This is a genomic window from Mycobacterium sp. IDUB_24, assembly GCF_055419385.1.
This window is the reverse complement of sequence record NZ_JBVAXO010000001.1, coordinates 1,153,128-1,170,113: the sequence shown is the minus strand read 5'-3', so window position 1 is coordinate 1,170,113 and position 16,986 is coordinate 1,153,128. Positions and strand designations below refer to the sequence as shown.

The following is a 16,986-nucleotide window of genomic DNA, read 5'->3' as shown; positions in this document are numbered from 1 at the left end:
TCACACGAAAAGGGGCAGTTTTGCGTCTGCTCGCGGAGAAAACTCGCGGGGTCTAGACCCAGCGAGTGGCCTCGACCTCGGCAGGCAGCGGTGGGTGCAACGGCACGTCGAGGCCGTCGTAGATGCCGGGTTTCTGGGTGGCCAGCCAATCGATCGCACCGAGCAGGCGGTTGGCCGCAGTGGTGTTGCCGCCATCCGCGCGAGTCCCGCCCGGCACATCGGCGCGGACCACCATGGTCAGTTGCGGATCGCCGTCGATGATGACGCGATGGTCGCCGACGCCCTCGTCGGGCTGTGGCCAGTCCGGGGCACAGGCCGGGTCGATGCGGGTGATGTGTTCGATGACGATCCGCTCGACACCGTTCGCCCATCCGATGACCTGAAGCCGGAACGCTCCCTGGGTGCCGGCCTCGAACCGGCCCATGACGTTGTCGACGGCTTCGGTGAGGGGCAAGCGTTCGACGGTCTCGGTGATGTCGTCGATCTCCAGGCCGAGCCCTCGGCCGATCAGCCGCACGTTGCCGCCCCACACCATGGTCGGGATGGAGGGCAGCAACATCATCGGCGTCTCGTCCATCGATCCACCGAAACCGCACAGCACCCGCACCGAATGCGGCTGGTTGTAGGTGGAGTAGTCGAAGATCTCCTGGCACCGGATGGTGCGGATCCGGGTGCACAGCCCGGCGGCGATCACCGCCAGGGCGTCATTGCCCCAGCCGGGGTCGACGCCGCTGACCAGAAGTGCGGAGTTGCCGGCTGTCGCGGCGTCGGTGAGTCGTTCGACCCACTCGGCGGGGGCCGACGCCGGGTCGTAGAGCGAGTACAGCGACGGCGTCACCACTTGTTTGCCCGCACGCAGGCATTGCTCGATTTCGGCGATTGCCTCCTCCGGACGGATATCGCCGGAGGACATATAGGCGACCGCGTCGCACCGGGCGAGCGCCGCGTCGACGTCGGTGGTGGCGGTGACGCCCGTCGGGGCGTCCAGCTTGGCGAAAGTCGCAGCGTCCCGACCAGCCTTGTCCTCAGACGACGTGATGACTGCCGCCAGTTCCAGCCCCGGGAATGCCGTGGCCGACCGGATGGCTGTCGCACCCATGTTTCCTGTACCCCACACCGCGATTCGACGCATCCGCCCACCCTAATGGCGAAGTTGGTGAGGATCGTCACATTGTGATGAACGTGCAGTCCAGAGCCGTTTTGACCAGCGGGTACAAGCTTCGATCAACCACTGGGTTGGTTAGACCGCAGAAATTGCTCAGAGTCTCTTTGCGTTGAAGTTACTGAACGGTATAGTTGGCCGCAGTTACTGGTGGGTAACTTATCCCGAGTACCCAACCTCAGGTGGCATTCCACAAGGAGGAAAAGTGAGCCACTACAAGAGCAATGTCCGCGACCAGGTCTTTAACCTGTTCGACGTCTTCGGCCTGGACAAGGCCCTCGGAGCCGGCGAATACAGCGATCTGGACGCCGACACCGCCCGCGAGATGCTCAACGAGATGGCCCGCCTGGCCGAGGGACCGATCGCGGAATCGTTCGCCGAAGGCGACCGCAATCCCCCCGTTTTCGATCCCGACACGCACACCGTGACGCTGCCCGAGGGCTTCAAGAAGTCGGTGCGCGCAGCCATCGAGGGTGGCTGGGACCGCGTCGGCCTCGACGAGGTGCTCGGCGGTGTCCCCGCGCCCAAGGCGCTGCTGTGGGCCCTCAACGAGCACATCCTCGGCGCCAACCCTGCCGTGTGGATGTACGCCGGCGGTGCCGCTTTCGCGCAGATCTTCTACACCAACGCCACTGAAGAGCAGAAGAAGTGGGCCGTCATCGCCGCGGAGCGCGGCTGGGGCTCCACCATGGTGCTCACCGAGCCCGACGCGGGTTCGGACGTCGGGGCCGGCCGCACCAAGGCGGTCAAGCAGGAAGACGGATCGTGGCACATCGACGGTGTGAAGCGATTCATCACCTCTGCCGATTCGGATGACCTGTTCGAGAACATCTTCCACCTCGTGCTGGCCCGCCCCGAGGGCGCCGGCCCGGGCACCAAGGGTCTGTCGCTGTTCTTCGTGCCGAAGTTCCACTTCGACTTCGAGACCGGCGAGTTGGGCGAGCGCAACGGCGTATACGTGACCAACGTCGAGCACAAGATGGGCCTGAAGGTTTCGGCCACCTGTGAGTTGACCTTCGGCCAGCACGGCAAGCCCGCCGTGGGCTGGCTGGTCGGCGAGGTACACAACGGCATCGCGCAGATGTTCGACGTCATCGAGCAGGCTCGAATGATGGTGGGCACCAAGGCCATCGCCACGCTGTCGACCGGTTACCTCAACGCGCTGGAGTACGCCAAGGAGCGTGTCCAGGGTGCCGACCTGACTCAGATGATGGACAAGACCGCTCCGCGTGTCACCATCACTCATCACCCCGACGTCCGTCGCTCGCTGATGACCCAGAAGGCTTACGCCGAGGGCATGCGGGCGCTGTACCTCTACACCGCGACGTTCCAGGACGCCGAGGTCGCCAAGGCGGTCCACGGTATGGACGTCGAGCTGGCACACAAGGTCAACGACCTGCTGCTGCCGGTGGTCAAGGGCTTCGGCTCGGAGCAGGCCTACGCCAAGCTCACCGAGAGCCTGCAGACCCTGGGTGGGTCCGGCTTCCTGCAGGACTACCCGATCGAGCAGTACATCCGCGACGCGAAGATCGACTCGCTGTACGAAGGCACCACCGCCATCCAGGCGCAGGACTTCTTCTTCCGCAAGATCGTCCGCGACAAGGGTCAGGCGCTGGCGTTCGTGGCCGGCGAGATCGAGCAGTTCATCAAGAACGAGTCGGGCAACGGTCGGCTCAAGACCGAGCGTGAGCTGCTCGGCACCGCGCTCACCGATGTCCAGGGCATGGCTGCCACTCTCACCGGTTACCTGATGGCCGCACAGGAGGATGCCGCCAGCATCTACAAGGTGGGTCTCGGTTCGGTCCGCTTCCTGCTGTCGGTCGGCGACCTGCTGCTCGGTTGGCTGCTGCTGCGTCAGGCCGCAGTCGCAATCGAGAAGCTCGACGCCGGCGCCTCCGGTGACGAGCGCACCTTCCTGGACGGCAAGATCGCCGCTGCATCGTTCTTCGCCAAGAACATGCTGCCGCTGCTGACCAGCACCCGTCAGGTCCTCGAGACCATCGACAATGAGGTGATGGAGCTCGACGAGGCTGCGTTCTAAGAAGCTCCGCCAAGAGACGCAGAAACCCCCTTTTCCTCACGGAATTGGGGGTTTTTGCTGGGGGCACCTCCCGCCTCCGGGGCACTGCTCGTCGGGACTCGGTGGGAGACAGGCAAGCTGGACCCATGACTGAAGCCCGCGGCATCTTGCTCGTCATGTCGCTGATGGCGACGACGGCGCTGACCCTCGCTCTCGGGATCACCGATCCGGCCGCACCGATGTCGTACCCGACCAAGTTCCTGGTGTGGAACCTGGTGCTGGCGTGGATCCCGATGGTCTTCGCGATCGCCTTCGATCTTGTCGAGCGCCGGCTGTGGCTGCTGCCACTGGGACTGGGCTGGTTGGCGTTCCTGCCGAACGCCCCGTATCTGGTGACCGATCTGGTCCACCTCGGCGAGGGATACGAGCTGTGGCGCCACGTGCTGCAGTACGGGTTCGCCGCGTGGACCGGGATCCTGCTGGGCGTGGTGTCGCTGCTGCTGGTGCATCAACGCCTGGACGACGAATTCGGCTCGTTCTGGGGCTGGCTGGCCGTCGTGCTCTCCGTTGGGGCCTGCGCCGTCGGTGTCGTCATCGGCCGCTTCCAACGATGGAACTCCTGGGACCTGGTGACCCGGCCCGATGCGGTGGTCGCGGCGACGTTCGACTGGATGCGCTCACCGCTGTCCTACGTGCAGTCGACGGGCGTGGCGATAGCCGTTGCAGCGTTCTTCGGGCTGGCCTACCTGACAATCTGGGCGTTGCGCGGATTGCGTTGACACACGTCGCATTCCATGCCGGAGGCATTCGACCAGGGAAGACCGTCGGCCATCCGGCCGGATAGCCGCGTCCACCTCAGACCGGCGATTCATGAGCCAGCGCCCGGTAGCTCTTGGCCCCCGCCCGGTCGACGGCGGCGCGAACCAAGCCGAACACCAAGCCCTGGAGAGCCGCTGCCGTCAGCGCTTTGGCGGTGGACCGTTCGAGATCCTTGGGGTCGGGCGGTTCCAGATTCGGCTGATCGATGCGCTTCCAGATCTGGGTGAACAACGCGCCGGCCAACAGGCCTCCGCCCACACTCGTCGCCATCGACAGCGGCATGTACAGCATTTTCGAGAGTCGGCTCACGATTCTCCTCGTATCGGCAACAGCCTGAAAGATCAGCTTTCGGGCTGACAGTGCGGATACCCCGAACCCGACAGTTTTAACGGCGCAGCTGCCGGTTCGAGGTTTTGCCCGCCCGTGCGTCGGGCACTGCTCTTCAGAGAAGAAGTACGCCTGGTGAAAGGCACACCGATGACGACCGAATCGAAAACCATCAACGAACCGTCCACGGCTCAGCTCCTCGGACAATTACAGGAGCAGACGACACGACTGGTACGCGACGAGTTGCGGTTGGCGCAGCGGGAGTTCCAGGAATCCGCCCGCCATGCAGGTCTCGGCGCCGGTTTGATCAGTGCCGCCGGCCTGCTGGCGGTGCTGGGCCTCATGACGGCCGTCGCCGCCGCGGTGGCGGCAATCGCACTGGCCCTCCCGGTCTGGGCCGCTGCGGTCATCGTCGCCGCCGTGTTGTTCCTCGGAGCCGGGGTGGCCGCTCTGATCAGCCGCAGCCAAGCCCGAAAGGTTCCGCCGCCGGCAACCGAATCAGTCGGCAGCGTCAAACACGACCTCGACGAGATCAAGGAGGCACGACATGGCAACCGCTGATCACCTTCCACCCGAACCGGGGCCGGACGCCGACATCCACGAACTGCAGTCCGACATCGACAAGACTCGCGGCGAGCTGGGCGAGACGGTGGCCGCGCTGTCGGACAAGCTCGACGTCAAGGGTCGCGCCCAGGACAAGGCTGCCGCGACGAAGGACGCCGTGGTCGACCGGGCCCAGGCCGCAACCGAGACGGCGAGGTCCAAGCCGGCGGTGTCGGCAGTCGCGGTGATCGCCGTGCTTGCGGCAGTCGGCCTGCTGGTGTGGTGGCGGCGCCGCTGACCAGACAGGCCCAAGCTCAGAAGCGGGTCAGGCTGGGCATCAAGACGTCGTCCACGAGTGCCCGGACCGTCGCCTCGGTCGGCGGACGCCCAGGAATCAGGGACCGGAACACCAGATATCCCGGCATCACGTCCCACAGCTCGTTGTGCACCGCCGCGGCGTCGATCTCACCCCGGTCGACCGCATCCGTCAGCACTTCGGTCATCAGCATCTTGCGCTGCAGAACGAACTGATTCTGCAGGGCCGCACTCAATTCCGGGCTGTGCGCTACCTCGGACATGATCGCGCTCATCGTGCTGCCGTGCTCGCGCGCCTGGGCGCACACCGACGAGCCGATGCTCAGCAGGTCGGTCCGCAGCGCGCCGGTGCGGGGCGGCACCAGCTGGATCCGGGTGCCCTCGATGAAGGCTGCCAGGACGAGCTCGGTCTTCGACGGCCACCGGCGGTAGATCGTGGCCTTGCTCGACTTCGCTTCGGTCGCCACAGCTTCCACGGTCAGCCGGTCGTATCCGTGCTGCTGCAACAGGCGCAGGGTCACCGCCAACAATTCCGACTCACGCTCGGTCCACTGCGACGCCGGAGCCGGCGGTGAAACGTCATGCGCGGAGGCGGCGGAAGGGGGTGACACTGAAGACCTTTCCGTAGCGGGCAGCCATGGCCACTTGTCCGTAGGCCTTGCCCTCTTCAGGACTGTACCGTACGGTACCGTTCAGGTGCTTGGAACGGCCGAAGACTCTCGCTTCAAGGCGAGTTTGCGCTTGTTCTCGAAAGGCTCTGAGATGCAGGGGATCTCGGTAGGAAGCCTGGTCCGGCGACGTTGGACGGTGATCGTTGCCGTGCTCGTGGTCGCGGTCGTCGCCTTCGCCGTCAGCCGGCTACACGGCATATTCGGTTCGGACAACGAGGTGTCACGTCCCAGTGCCGACGCCCTGGAGAACACCGGATACAACCCGAAACGGGTTCTCTTCGAAGTGTTCGGATCACCGGGCTCCGTCGCCACCGTCAACTACCTGGACATCGACGCACAACCGCAGCGGGCCGAGGACGTGACGCTGCCGTGGTCGCAGACGCTGGTCACCGATGACCCGACGATGTTCGCCGATCTGCGGGCACAGGGCGACGGCGGCTACATCGGGTGCCGCATCACCGTCAACGGTGTGGTCAAGGACGAAAGGTCCACTGACAACGTGAACGGCTACATCGCCTGCTTGGACAAGTCAGCATGAGCGGGCAGCACACAGAAGGTGAAGTTGTCGGTTCGAGGACGGCGCGAACCATTCGTCTGCTCGCCGTACCGATCGTGCTTGTTTGGGTTGCGATCGCTGCCTTGACGAACATCCTTGTGCCACAACTGGAGGTCGTCGGCGCCGCGCGATCCGTGGGCCTGAACGCGCCCGACGCGCCATCGACCATGGCGATGCGACACATCGGTCAGGTATTCGACGAGTTCAACTCCGACAGCGCGGCCATGGTCGTGCTCGAAGGCGACAAGCCACTCGGCGACGACGCCCACCGCTTCTACGACACCCTGGTGAAGCGACTGGCCGAGGACACCAAGCACGTCGAGCACATTCAGGACTTCTGGGGGGATCCGCTCACCGCGGGCGGTTCGCAGAGCAAGGACGGCAAAGCCGCTCTGGTGCAGGTGTATCTGGCCGGCAACCAGGGCGAGGCGTTGTCCAACCAGTCCGTCGACGCCATCCGCGAGATCGTGGCGAGCGTCCCGCCACCGCCGGGGGTCAAGGCCTACGTCACCGGCGCCGCACCGCTGATCACCGACAACTTCGAGGTGGGCAGCGAGGGCACCGAAAAGGTCACCCTCTTAACCTTCTTGGTGATCGCGGTGATGCTGCTGGTCGTCTACCGATCCTTCGTGACGATGCTCATCATGCTCGTCACAGTCCTCATCGAACTGTCCGCCGCGCGCGGTGTCGTGGCCGCACTGGCGCATTCCGGGGTCATCGGCCTGTCGACATATTCGACGAATCTGCTGACGCTGTTGGCGATCGCCGCGGGCACGGACTACGGCATCTTCATCGTGGGCCGCTATCACGAGGCCCGTAGCCGTGGCATGGACCGAGAAGCCGCCTATCACGACATGTTTCGCGGCACCGTGCACGTCATCGTCGGCTCCGGACTGACCATCGCCGGAGCCGTGGCCTGCCTGTACTTCACCCGACTGCCTTACTTCCAGACCCTCGGTGTACCCGCTGCCATCGGCGTGCTCGTGACGCTGGTGGCCGCGCTGACCCTGGGACCTGCCGTATTGACCATCGCCAGCCGGTTCGGCCTCTTCGAGCCCAAACGCAACCCGCGGGCACCGCGATGGCGCCGCATCGGTACCGCGATCGTGCGTTGGCCCGGGCCCATCCTGGTGGTGTCGTGCCTGATCGCGCTGGTCGGTCTGCTTGCCCTGCCGGGGTACAAGACCAGCTACGACGGTCGCCCCTACCTACCGGAATCAGCGCCGGCCAACATCGGCTACACCGCCGCCACCCGCCACTTCTCCGAGGCCCGGCTGAACCCCGAGCTGCTGATGATCGAAACCGATCACGACATGCGCAACCCCGCGGACATGCTGGTCCTCGAACGCGTGGCCAAAGCCGTTCTGCACACCCGTGGTATCGCCCTGGTCCAGTCGATCACCCGCCCGCTGGGCACACCGATCAAGCACAGCTCAATCCCATTTCAGATCAGCGCGCAAAGCGCCAGCCAGATCATGAATCTGGGCTACCAGCAGGACCGCGCTGCCGATCTGCTCAAGCAGGCCAACGAGCTGTCGAACACGATCAACATCCTCAAGCAGCAGGTCACGTTGCAGCAGGCCAGTGCTGCCGCCACCCATGAACAGACCCAGGCCTTCCACGACACCGTGGCGATCGTGAACGACCTCCGGGACAAGATCGCCAATTTCGACGATCAATTCCGCCCACTGCGCAACTACTTCTACTGGGAGCCACACTGTTTCGACATCCCCATGTGCGCGGCACTGCGCTCGGTGTTCGACGCGCTCGACGGGATCGACAAGCTCAGCGACCAGTTCGGACAGATCACCGCAAGCTTGGACAAGCTCGACGCGCTTCAGCCGAAACTCGTGGCGCTGCTGCCGCCGCAGATCGCCATCCAGGAGCGCAACCGCGACCTGACTCTCTCGAATTACGCCACCACGGCCGGGACCAACTCGCAGTCCCAGGAAGCCCTCGAGAATTCGACCGCGATGGGCCAGGCCTTCGACTCCGCCAAGAACGACGACTCGTTCTATCTGCCACCGGAAGCCTTCGACAACCCTGACTTCAAGCGCGGCCTGAAACTGTTCATGTCGCCCGACGGCAAAGCCGCCCGCATGATCATCACGCATGAGGGCACTCCCGCCACGCCCGAGGGCATTTCACACATCGACGCGCTCAAGGACTCCGCGTTCGACGCGATCAAGGCCACTCCCCTGTCGGACGCCAAGATCTACGTAGCCGGAACCGCCTCGGCGTACAAGGACATTCAGGACGGGGCCAAATACGACCTGCTCATCGCCGCATTGGCGGCGATCAGCCTCATCCTGCTCATCATGATGTTCATCACCCGCAGCATCGTTGCCGCAATGGTCATCGTCGGGACGGTGGTGCTGTCGCTGGGCGCGTCGTTCGGTCTGTCGGTCCTGGTGTGGCAGTACATCTTCGGCATCCAGTTGTACTGGATCGTGCTGGCACTCGCCATCATCCTGCTGCTGGCCGTTGGCGCCGATTACAACCTGCTGTTGATATCCCGATTCCAGGAAGAGATCGGGGCCGGGCTCAAAACCGGCGTCATCCGCGCGATGGCCGGAACCGGCAGGGTGGTGACCGCGGCCGGCCTGGTGTTCGCGGCCACCATGTCCTCGTTCATCTTCAGCGATCTCATCGTCCTCGGCCAGATCGGCACCACTATCGGCCTCGGTCTGCTGTTCGACACCTTGATCGTGCGGTCGTTCATGACGCCGTCCATCGCGGCACTTCTCGGCCGGTGGTTCTGGTGGCCGCAGATCGTGCGGCCCCGGCCGGCCAGCCGGATGTTGCGGCCGTACGGTTCCCGCAACTCGGTCCGCGAACTGCTCAAGACAGAACCCGAGCCCGAAGCGTCGGCCTGACGACGGATTGAACCGTGGGTAGCTCCACCAAAAGTCCGCGACGGAAACTGCCGACGTCAGCTGTCGAGCGAGCGCAGCAGTGCCCTTGTGCGGGCTCGGGTTTCGGGTGACGCGTCGAACACCACCCCGACATATTCGTCGACACCGGCCGCTCCGAGGGAGCGAATACGTTCTGCCACGGTGCTTTCATCACCGATGATGACAGCGTCCTCGGGTCCGGCGTAACCCTCGCGGTCGAGCATGGCCCGATACGACGGCAGGTGTCCGTACATCGCGAACTGTTTGGCGGCCTGGGCGCGGGCCCCGTCGACATCGTCGGTGACGCTGACCGGAAGTGCTGCGACAACGCGAACCGGACGGTCCCCGGCCGCCTCCCGCAGCGTCGGGGCCACATGTTCGGCCAGCGTCGTCGGGCCCGTCATCCACGTGACGGTTCCCGCGGTACGACGGCCCGCGAGCTTGAGCAGTTGCGGCCCCAGTGCGGCGACGTACACGTCGGGCGCCGAAGCGCCGGGGATCTGCAGGGCGCCGCGCGTGGTGACCGTCTCCCCTGGCGCGTCGGCGGGTTCACCGTTGAGCAGCGGCTGCAGCCCGTCCAGATACTCGCGGAGCCGACGCACCGGCTTGTCCCACGGAATGCCCCACATGCCCTCGGTGACCGCAGCATGCGTCATGCCCAGGCCGAGCAGGAACCGGCCGCCACTGATCAGGCTGAGCGTGAGCGCGCGCTGGGCCAGCAGCATCGGATGCTGGTTCTGGATCGGGATGACGCCGGTGCCCACCTCGATCCCGTCGACCTCACGAAACGCCACCGCCAGCACGGTCAGGAGGTCGGGTTCATAGGGCATCTGAGTCATCCAGACCCGCTGGAATCCCTCATCGCGCAGTTGCGCGAGATTTTCTACAGTGGCGTCGATCGGGGAGCGGCCGGCGGTTTCACTGAGTGAGGCGAGGATGCTGATCTGCATGGCACCACGCTATGCGGAGAGTGGGTGCCGTGGGAGCAGAAGAGGTGGGACTCAAGACAAAAAGGGCGGGTTCGGGAGGACACTTGGGGGCGTTTCAATTCGTCGCACGCAGCCGGTCTTTCACCCCTGTACCGACTCTTTGGATCAGTCACTCCCGAACCCGTCGTAGGCTCGATCGTACGCCTCGGGTACCCCTCAAACCAGAGAAAAGTACGGCCGATTTTGCCGAGAATTGGAAGTTAGGTCGCCCCGTGTTGCCGTCGGGTCGGGGGGTCAGACGGCAACACGGAGCTACCCGTGTATCGACCTCTATGCCGCGGCCGTTACACATCTCCAAAAGAAATTTTTCGGATGTTGTCGGCTCCGCAAGCTACGCCTCCAAAATGGCGGTGACGCCCTGCCCACCCGCCGCACAAATCGAGATCAGGCCGCGCACCGGCTGACCGGTCTGCTTCTTCTTCTCCGCCAGCTGCTTGGCCAGCTGGGCGACGATGCGCCCACCGGTGGCCGCGAACGGGTGGCCCGCCGCCAGCGAGGAGCCGTTGACGTTGAGCCTGGAGCGGTCGATGGAGCCGAGTGCTTTGTCCAGCCCCAGCCGCTCCTTGCAGTACTCGTCGGAGTCCCAGGCCGCCAGCGTGGCCAGCACCACCGAGGCGAACGCCTCGTGGATCTCGTAGAAGTCGAAATCCTGCAGCGTCAGTCCGTTGCGGGCGAGCAGCCGGGGCACCGCGTACGTGGGTGCCATCAGCAGGCCGTCGGGTCCGTTGACGTAGTCGACGGCGGCGGTCTCGGAATCGACGAAGTAGGCCAGCGGCTCGTGGCCATGCGCCTCGGCCCAGTCCTCGCTGGCCAGCAGGGCCACGGAGGCACCGTCGGTGAGCGGCGTCGAGTTGCCCGCGGTCATGGTCGCGTCGCCGGCCTTCACACCGAACACCGGCTTGAGCTTGGCCAGTTTCTCCGGGCTGGAATCTGCCCGCAGGTTGTTGTCCCGGTACAGCCCGAGGAACGGGGAGACCAGATCGTCGAAGAAGCCGCTGTCGTAGGCGGCGGCCATGTTGCGGTGGCTGGCAGCGGCCAGTTCGTCCTGGTCGACGCGCTTGACGCCCATCTTCTTGGCGGTGACGGCGGCGTGCTCCCCCATCGACATGCCGGTGCGGGGCTCGCTGTTGACCGGGATCTCCACCCCCAGCGCGGCCGGCAGCTTGCCCACCAGCTTGAGCCGGTCGATGTTCGACTCGGCGCGGCGCAGGCCCAGCAGCACCTGACGCAGGTCGTTGCCGAACGCGATGGGCGCGTCCGAGGCGGTGTCCACGCCGCCGGCCGCGGCCGATTCGTACTGGCCCAGCGCGATGGCGTTGGCGGCCGCGGTGGCGGCCTGCAGGCCGGTGCCGCACGCCTGCTGGATGTCGTAAGCGGGCGTGTAGGGCGACAACGCGCTGCCCAGCACGCATTCACGCATGAGGTTGAAGTCGCGGCTGTGCTTGAGTACGGCTCCGCCGATCACCGCGCCGAGGCGTTCACCGGTCAGATCGAATCGCTCGATCAGCCCGTCCAGGGCGGCGGTGAACATGTCCTGGTTGGAGGCGTTGGCATACGCGCCGTCGGACCGTGCGAACGGAATCCTGTTGCCACCCAAAACGGCAACGCGTCGCCGGGTCGTGTTGTTGGCCATCTGTTTGCCCTCCACTGTCGGGTTGTCCGGGGCCATATTACCCACTGTTCTTACTCTGGAGTAAGTTCGGTATGGACAACGCAGTACTGCGAAGCGAAAGGCAGCTGAAGTGGCTTCCGACCTGTTCTCCCAAGTGGTCAACTCCGGGCCGGGATCGTTCCTGGCCAAACAGCTGGGCGTGCCGCAGCCCGAGACCCTGCGCCGCTACCGCCCCGGTCAGCCACCGCTGCCCGGCTCCCTGCTGATCGGCGGGGAGGGACGCATCGTCGAACCCCTGCGGGCTGCCCTGGCCGACGACTACGACGTCGTCTCCAACAACATCGGCGGCCGCTGGGCCGATTCGTTCGGCGGTGTGGTGCTCGACGCCACCGGCATAGCCGACGCCGCCGGGCTCAAGGAGCTCTACCAGTTCTTCACGCCGGTTCTGCGCAACCTCGCGTCGTGCGCACGTGTGGTCGTCATCGGCACCACACCCGAGCAGGCCGGCAGCGTCCACGCCCAGATCGCGCAGCGCGCCCTGGAAGGCTTCACCCGCTCGCTGGGCAAGGAGCTGCAGCGCGGCGCCACGGCGTCGCTCGTGTACCTGGCCGCCGACGCCAAGCCCGGCGCGACCGGCCTGGAGTCAACCCTGCGCTTCATCCTCTCGGCCAAATCGGCCTACGTCGACGGGCAGGTCTACCGGGTCGGTGCCGCCGACTCGACGCCGCCGGCGGATTGGGACAAGCCGCTGGCCGGCAAGGTGGCCGTGGTGACCGGTGCGGCCCGCGGGATCGGCGCGACGATCGCGGAGGTGTTCGCGCGGGACGGCGCCACCGTGGTGGCCGTCGACGTGCCCCAGGCCGCCGAGGATCTCGGCAAGGTCGCCGAGAAGGTCGGTGGCAGCGCACTGACGCTCGACGTCACCGCCGACGATGCAGTCGAGCAGATCGTCGCGCATGTCACCGCACAGCACGGCGGCAAGGTCGATGTGCTGGTGAACAACGCCGGTATCACCCGCGACAAGCTGCTGGCCAACATGGACGAGAGCCGCTGGGATTCCGTGACCGCGGTGAACCTCCTTGCCCCGCAACGGCTCACCGAAGGTTTGGTGGAGGCCGGAGTGCTGGGCGAGGGCGGCCGGGTGATCGGACTGTCGTCGATGGCCGGCATCGCCGGCAACCGCGGACAGACCAACTACGCCACCACCAAGGCCGGCATGATCGGGCTGGCCGAGGCGCTGGCCCCGGTGCTGGCGCCGAAAAACATCACCATCAACGCCGTGGCCCCCGGCTTCATCGAGACCAAGATGACCGACGCGATCCCACTGGCCACCCGCGAGGTGGGCCGCCGGCTGAACTCGCTGTTCCAGGGCGGCAAGCCGGTGGATGTGGCCGAACTGATCGCCTACTTCGCCAGCCCGGCGTCGAATGCGGTCACCGGCAACACCATCCGGGTCTGCGGCCAGGCCATGTTGGGGGCGTGAGCACGTGAACAACATGCTCCGTGCCGTCGTCGGGGCGTTGCCGTTCATACCGCGCGACGACGCCCTGCCGGCCCGCACCGTCACGGTCGACAACCTGCCCATCGACCCGGCCAACGTCGCCGCATACGCCCAGGTGACCGGGCTGCGGTTCGGTGACACCCTGCCGCTGACCTACCCGTTCGCGCTGACCTTCCCGACGGTGATGTCGCTGGTCACCGGATTCGATTTCCCCTTCGCCGCAATGGGTTCGGTGCATCTGGAGAACCACATCACCCAGTACCGCCCGATCAAGGTGACCGACACCGTCAGCGCGGCGGTGCACGCGGCGAACCTGCGCGAGCACCGCAAGGGCCTGCTGGTGGACATCGTCACGGAGCTGAAGGTCGGCAACGACACGGCGTGGCACCAGGTGACGACATTCCTGCACCAGCAGAAGACCAGCCTGTCCGGTGAGCCCAAGCCGGAACCACAGAAGCAGCCGAAGCTGCCGCCGCCCAACGCCGTTCTGAACATCACCCCGGGCCAGATCAGGAACTACGCGTCGATCGGCGGGGACCACAACCCCATCCACACCAACGGGCTGGCCGCCAAGCTGTTCGGCTTCCCCACCGTGATCGCGCATGGAATGTTCAGCGCTGCAGCAGTTTTGGCCAACATCGAGGGGCAGCTCCCCGATGCGGTCAAGTACTCGGTGCGGTTCGCCAAGCCCGTGGTGCTCCCGGCGAAGGCCGGGCTCTACGTCGAGCGCGACGCCGACGGCTGGGAGCTGACCCTGCGCAACCTGAAGAAGGGTTACCCGCACCTGACGGCGACGGTCAGCCCGCTGCGCTGAGCGCGGTCGAAGTAGCCAGAGGCTATTGCGATTCCAACTCAGCCGTCACGTCGCCGCGATCGAACGGATCCTTCGAGTGGTCATAGGTATCCCGGCATTGGCCGTAGAGCGTGACGCGCGCGTGGGAGTCCAGTGGCACGACGTACATGAAGTCCACCTCCGCTTTCACGTCGTTCTTCGTCAACGTCGCGCTGCTGTGTGAGTGGAAGTCAGGGTCGCCCTGCCATCCGTGTTGCTGCAGCGGGGTAATGAGCGTCGCTGGGTCCACCGCAGCGGACCGGTCCGCGCCAGGCATCCAGAAGACCATCGCAAGCTTGCCTCTGAACGGGCCCTTGTTGTCGTCGGTGCAGGATTCGTAGGTGAACACCGTCTCCACCAGGTTGCCCCGCAACCCCAAATCCCGGACCAGTTCTTTTCCGGCGTCGATCACCTGTGCGCGGGCCTGTTGCGGTGTCATCGGTTCTGTCACTGCCTCACCACCGCCGCACCCGACAATCACACTGGCCAGCGTCACTAGCGCGATCGCACCGATCACGTGTCTCCACCATGTTCCCAATCGTCATACTCCTGCCTCTGGTTCTAATGGCGGTGGCTGTCCCGAGCGCGCCGATCCGCCTCCGGGTCGAAGGCCTGGTCGACACCCGGAATCGTGATCGATGTGCCGGGCACCGGGATGGGGCCCAGCGGGGTTGGTATTACCACCGGAACTTTGGCATACCAGTGATCCGAACGATGCTCGGCGGTCATCCCATTCTGTTGCAGCCGATCACCGTGACCCGAGGCGATGTCGGCCATGTTGTACAACGACTCCGAGCCCTGCTCAAAGTATCTGCTGTGATCCGTGCGGTAATCACGCAATGACGATTCGGCGTCGAAGCGAGTCGAACCGTACCCATCGATCGACGGATCCGAACCCAGACCCAGACCGGGCCCACTCATGTGTTCCCGGCCGAAGTAGGTAACCGGGTCGGTGCTGGCGGCTCCGACATACAGGTGTCCGTTCGGGGGCAGGTGGAAATCGGCAGCGGACTTCGCCATGTCGGTGCCGGGGCTACCGATCAGCACGATGTCATCGGCGCGCATACCGTACCCGGCCGCCGCATCGGCCACCGTGGTCGAGCCATAAGAATGGCCGATCACCGTCAGGTGGCTGGAGCCCAAGTGGGTAGCATCCAGAGCATTGACGTCGGCGGCCAACAGTTCAGCACCGTGGCGCGCCATATTCGGCACCGCGACCGCCTGGTCATCGGGCGCGTCATACCCCATCCACATCACCACCGCGTTCGACTTGTCCGGGTCGGCCTTGCTGGTCTCGTTGTAGAGGTTGACCGGATCCGGGTTGTCCAACGATCCGCCCTTCACCGAGGTGGTGAGACCGGAGACCTTCACCGTGGTGTTGTTTGCGGTGTCAGGGTTACCGATCGCGATCGCCGCCGCACCCTTGCCGCCGAACGCCTCCGGGTCGTACTTCTTCAAAAAGATCGGCGGGTGCTTCCTGGTCCCGGGGATGTTGGCGTCACGGCCATAGCGATCGAGTGCCTTCTGCACCTCGACCGCATTGTGGTACCGCGTGATGTCGGTGGCGGTCAGACCGTACTTCTCCGGGTGCGCCCGCACCTCGTCGACGCTGACATGATGTGACTCAGCAACGGAGTTGACCCGGGCCAGATCCTGTTTCTGGATCCTCAGATTGGCCTCGCTCTGCACACCGGTCGGGATGCCGTTGAGGTTGCCGATCTTGTCCGGGTGATCGCGGAGCATCTGCGCCTTCTGCTCCGGGGTCAGGGAGAGCCACCAATCGTGGATCGCGTGGGGGTCCTTGGTGTCGGGGATCTGGGGCTCGGCCTTGTCCCCAGGGGTGGGTGTGCCGCCGCCGGGCCCGCTGCCCGGGGTGTTGGTCAGGCCGGCCACCGCCTGCCGTACCGCCTCGTCGGTATGTTGATCGGCCGCGTCGAATTGAGCCAGCAACTTTTTCACCGTGGCGGTGTGGCGAACCGCCAGCATGCGGACCGTCAACGCGTTGACCGGGCTGAGCCGCGCGTAGATATCGAGCACACTGCCCGGCCGCACCGAGACCGTGCCATCCGGAGCGACCTGCCAGCCCTGACCTTCCAACTGCGCCACCGTGTGCAACACCGACGATTTGATCTGGGTCAACTGCGCGCCGCCGGCCTGCAGAGGAGCTTGCACCCGAACCATGGCCTCGTGCACCCGCTGCATCTGCTCAAGGGTCTTCTGCCCATCGGCAATTGCCGCTTCCGAAGCCGTGCCCTGCCATCCCGACTTCAGCTTGGCCAGATTCGCCTGCTGCCGCTCGATCTGGGCCTGGTAGGCCGCCGCGGCCACCTCCATCTGAGCGGCGGCGCGGGTCAACGCATCCGGTTGCGAGCCCTGCACCTGCGGGATGGTGACCGTCATCGACTGAACTGCTGCAATCGACGACCGAATGCGACGTCAGTGGCCTCATACTGCCGGGCTGCCGCCTCGAGCTTCTCCGAATGACCGTTCAGCGCCGTACTCACCGACTGATTGACCGCATCCAACACCGCCTGGGCGGTTCGGCAGCCGTCTGCGGTGCGCAAACCCGTCATACCCGCCGCCGCATCACCCAGCGCTCCAGCGGCTCCGGTGTTTGACGTAGCCGTAGCCACCGACTTCTCCGTCGCGGCAACGTCGCGCAACGTGAGAGCGTTCACTCGCAGAGTTGGCGTCACCTTTCAAGGCTAAGGCCACCACCACGACGGTTCAGACATCATTTTTGGA

16 protein-coding genes are annotated in these 16,986 nt (G+C 65.3%); 8 read left to right on the top strand and 8 right to left on the bottom strand.

Annotated features, from left to right (window positions below):
- Positions 1-52: 52 nt before the first annotated feature.
- Positions 53-1,132: an NAD(P)H-dependent amine dehydrogenase family protein gene (locus tag ACZYZF_RS05710; protein WP_463743132.1), complete on the bottom strand. Its 1,080-nt coding sequence runs from the start codon at positions 1,130-1,132 to the stop codon at positions 53-55.
- 235 nt (positions 1,133-1,367) lie between these two features.
- Between ACZYZF_RS05710 and ACZYZF_RS05705 the strand changes: the two genes are divergently transcribed.
- Both ACZYZF_RS05705 and ACZYZF_RS05700 read left to right on the top strand, forming a co-directional pair.
- Positions 1,368-3,203 carry an acyl-CoA dehydrogenase gene (locus ACZYZF_RS05705; RefSeq protein WP_463743133.1) on the top strand — a complete coding sequence of 612 codons (1,836 nt, stop codon included), beginning with the start codon at positions 1,368-1,370 and terminating at the stop codon, positions 3,201-3,203.
- A 125-nt stretch (positions 3,204-3,328) separates the two neighbouring features.
- A complete protein-coding gene (locus ACZYZF_RS05700; protein WP_463834805.1) occupies positions 3,329-3,961 on the top strand; it encodes a DUF1361 domain-containing protein in 633 nt (210 codons plus the stop codon).
- A gap of 76 nt (positions 3,962-4,037) precedes the next feature.
- Here ACZYZF_RS05700 and ACZYZF_RS05695 read toward each other — a convergent pair whose 3' ends face one another.
- Positions 4,038-4,310, bottom strand: a complete 273-nt coding sequence (locus tag ACZYZF_RS05695) for a DUF4235 domain-containing protein (RefSeq protein ID WP_463743135.1) — start codon at positions 4,308-4,310, stop codon at positions 4,038-4,040.
- Positions 4,311-4,478: 168 nt separating this feature from the next.
- On the opposite strand from ACZYZF_RS05695, the gene ACZYZF_RS05690 reads away from it, so the two are divergent.
- Together ACZYZF_RS05690 and ACZYZF_RS05685 are read left to right on the top strand one after the other, a co-directional pair.
- Positions 4,479-4,889 carry a phage holin family protein gene (locus ACZYZF_RS05690; protein WP_463834804.1) on the top strand — a complete coding sequence of 137 codons (411 nt, stop codon included), beginning with the start codon at positions 4,479-4,481 and terminating at the stop codon, positions 4,887-4,889.
- A complete protein-coding gene (locus tag ACZYZF_RS05685; protein WP_463834802.1) occupies positions 4,876-5,169 on the top strand; it encodes a DUF3618 domain-containing protein in 294 nt (97 codons plus the stop codon). The genes ACZYZF_RS05690 and ACZYZF_RS05685 overlap by 14 nt, the downstream gene beginning before the upstream one ends.
- Before the next feature lie 16 nt (positions 5,170-5,185).
- On the opposite strand, the gene ACZYZF_RS05680 is transcribed toward ACZYZF_RS05685, so the two are convergent.
- On the bottom strand, positions 5,186-5,797 hold the full coding sequence (locus ACZYZF_RS05680; RefSeq protein ID WP_463834801.1) for a TetR/AcrR family transcriptional regulator: 612 nt from the start codon (positions 5,795-5,797) through the stop codon (positions 5,186-5,188).
- A 151-nt stretch (positions 5,798-5,948) separates the two neighbouring features.
- On the opposite strand from ACZYZF_RS05680, the gene ACZYZF_RS05675 reads away from it, so the two are divergent.
- Both ACZYZF_RS05675 and ACZYZF_RS05670 read left to right on the top strand, forming a co-directional pair.
- Positions 5,949-6,395, top strand: coding sequence for an MmpS family transport accessory protein (locus ACZYZF_RS05675; protein ID WP_463743139.1), 447 nt, complete (start codon positions 5,949-5,951; stop codon positions 6,393-6,395).
- Complete coding sequence (locus tag ACZYZF_RS05670) at positions 6,392-9,289, top strand: MMPL/RND family transporter (protein ID WP_463743140.1); 2,898 nt, start codon at positions 6,392-6,394, stop codon at positions 9,287-9,289. Before ACZYZF_RS05675 ends, ACZYZF_RS05670 begins: the two co-directional genes overlap by 4 nt.
- 56 nt (positions 9,290-9,345) lie before the next feature.
- Here the strand turns inward: ACZYZF_RS05670 and ACZYZF_RS05665 are convergent, their stop codons facing one another.
- Together ACZYZF_RS05665 and ACZYZF_RS05660 are read right to left on the bottom strand one after the other, a co-directional pair.
- Positions 9,346-10,257 (bottom strand): TIGR03564 family F420-dependent LLM class oxidoreductase, encoded by a 912-nt coding sequence (locus ACZYZF_RS05665; RefSeq protein ID WP_463743141.1) that lies wholly within the window; start codon positions 10,255-10,257, stop codon positions 9,346-9,348.
- 370 nt (positions 10,258-10,627) lie between these two features.
- The gene (locus ACZYZF_RS05660; RefSeq protein WP_463835142.1) at positions 10,628-11,929 is read right to left on the bottom strand and encodes an acetyl-CoA C-acetyltransferase; all 1,302 of its coding nucleotides are present in this window, start codon (positions 11,927-11,929) and stop codon (positions 10,628-10,630) included.
- A gap of 109 nt (positions 11,930-12,038) precedes the next feature.
- Between ACZYZF_RS05660 and ACZYZF_RS05655 the strand changes: the two genes are divergently transcribed.
- Positions 12,039-13,391 carry a 3-oxoacyl-ACP reductase gene (locus ACZYZF_RS05655; RefSeq protein ID WP_463743142.1) on the top strand — a complete coding sequence of 451 codons (1,353 nt, stop codon included), beginning with the start codon at positions 12,039-12,041 and terminating at the stop codon, positions 13,389-13,391.
- Positions 13,392-13,404: 13 nt separating this feature from the next.
- Entirely contained in the window at positions 13,405-14,223 is an 819-nt protein-coding gene (locus tag ACZYZF_RS05650) for a MaoC/PaaZ C-terminal domain-containing protein (RefSeq protein ID WP_463835141.1), read from the top strand.
- Positions 14,224-14,245: 22 nt separating this feature from the next.
- Here ACZYZF_RS05650 and ACZYZF_RS05645 read toward each other — a convergent pair whose 3' ends face one another.
- The 3 genes from ACZYZF_RS05645 to ACZYZF_RS05635 are packed head-to-tail and all read right to left on the bottom strand — an operon-like array spanning position 14,246 to position 16,937.
- Entirely contained in the window at positions 14,246-14,758 is a 513-nt protein-coding gene (locus ACZYZF_RS05645; protein WP_463743143.1) for a hypothetical protein, read from the bottom strand.
- A 44-nt stretch (positions 14,759-14,802) separates the two neighbouring features.
- Positions 14,803-16,641, bottom strand: coding sequence for an alpha/beta hydrolase (locus ACZYZF_RS05640; protein WP_463834800.1), 1,839 nt, complete (start codon positions 16,639-16,641; stop codon positions 14,803-14,805).
- Entirely contained in the window at positions 16,638-16,937 is a 300-nt protein-coding gene (locus tag ACZYZF_RS05635; RefSeq protein WP_463743145.1) for a type VII secretion target, read from the bottom strand. Before ACZYZF_RS05635 ends, ACZYZF_RS05640 begins: the two co-directional genes overlap by 4 nt.
- Between the last annotated feature and the right edge of the window lie 49 nt (positions 16,938-16,986).

Coding starts and splice junctions, on each gene's coding strand:
- ACZYZF_RS05710 (WP_463743132.1), bottom strand. CDS start 1,132: ATGCGTCGAATCGCGGTGTGGGGTACAGGAAACATGGGTGCGACAGCC.
- ACZYZF_RS05700 (WP_463834805.1), top strand. CDS start 3,329: ATGACTGAAGCCCGCGGCATCTTGCTCGTCATGTCGCTGATGGCGACG.
- ACZYZF_RS05690 (WP_463834804.1), top strand. CDS start 4,479: ATGACGACCGAATCGAAAACCATCAACGAACCGTCCACGGCTCAGCTC.
- ACZYZF_RS05685 (WP_463834802.1), top strand. CDS start 4,876: ATGGCAACCGCTGATCACCTTCCACCCGAACCGGGGCCGGACGCCGAC.
- ACZYZF_RS05675 (WP_463743139.1), top strand. CDS start 5,949: ATGCAGGGGATCTCGGTAGGAAGCCTGGTCCGGCGACGTTGGACGGTG.
- ACZYZF_RS05670 (WP_463743140.1), top strand. CDS start 6,392: ATGAGCGGGCAGCACACAGAAGGTGAAGTTGTCGGTTCGAGGACGGCG.
- ACZYZF_RS05665 (WP_463743141.1), bottom strand. CDS start 10,257: ATGCAGATCAGCATCCTCGCCTCACTCAGTGAAACCGCCGGCCGCTCC.
- ACZYZF_RS05660 (WP_463835142.1), bottom strand. CDS start 11,929: ATGGCCAACAACACGACCCGGCGACGCGTTGCCGTTTTGGGTGGCAAC.
- ACZYZF_RS05650 (WP_463835141.1), top strand. CDS start 13,405: ATGCTCCGTGCCGTCGTCGGGGCGTTGCCGTTCATACCGCGCGACGAC.
- ACZYZF_RS05640 (WP_463834800.1), bottom strand. CDS start 16,641: ATGACGGTCACCATCCCGCAGGTGCAGGGCTCGCAACCGGATGCGTTG.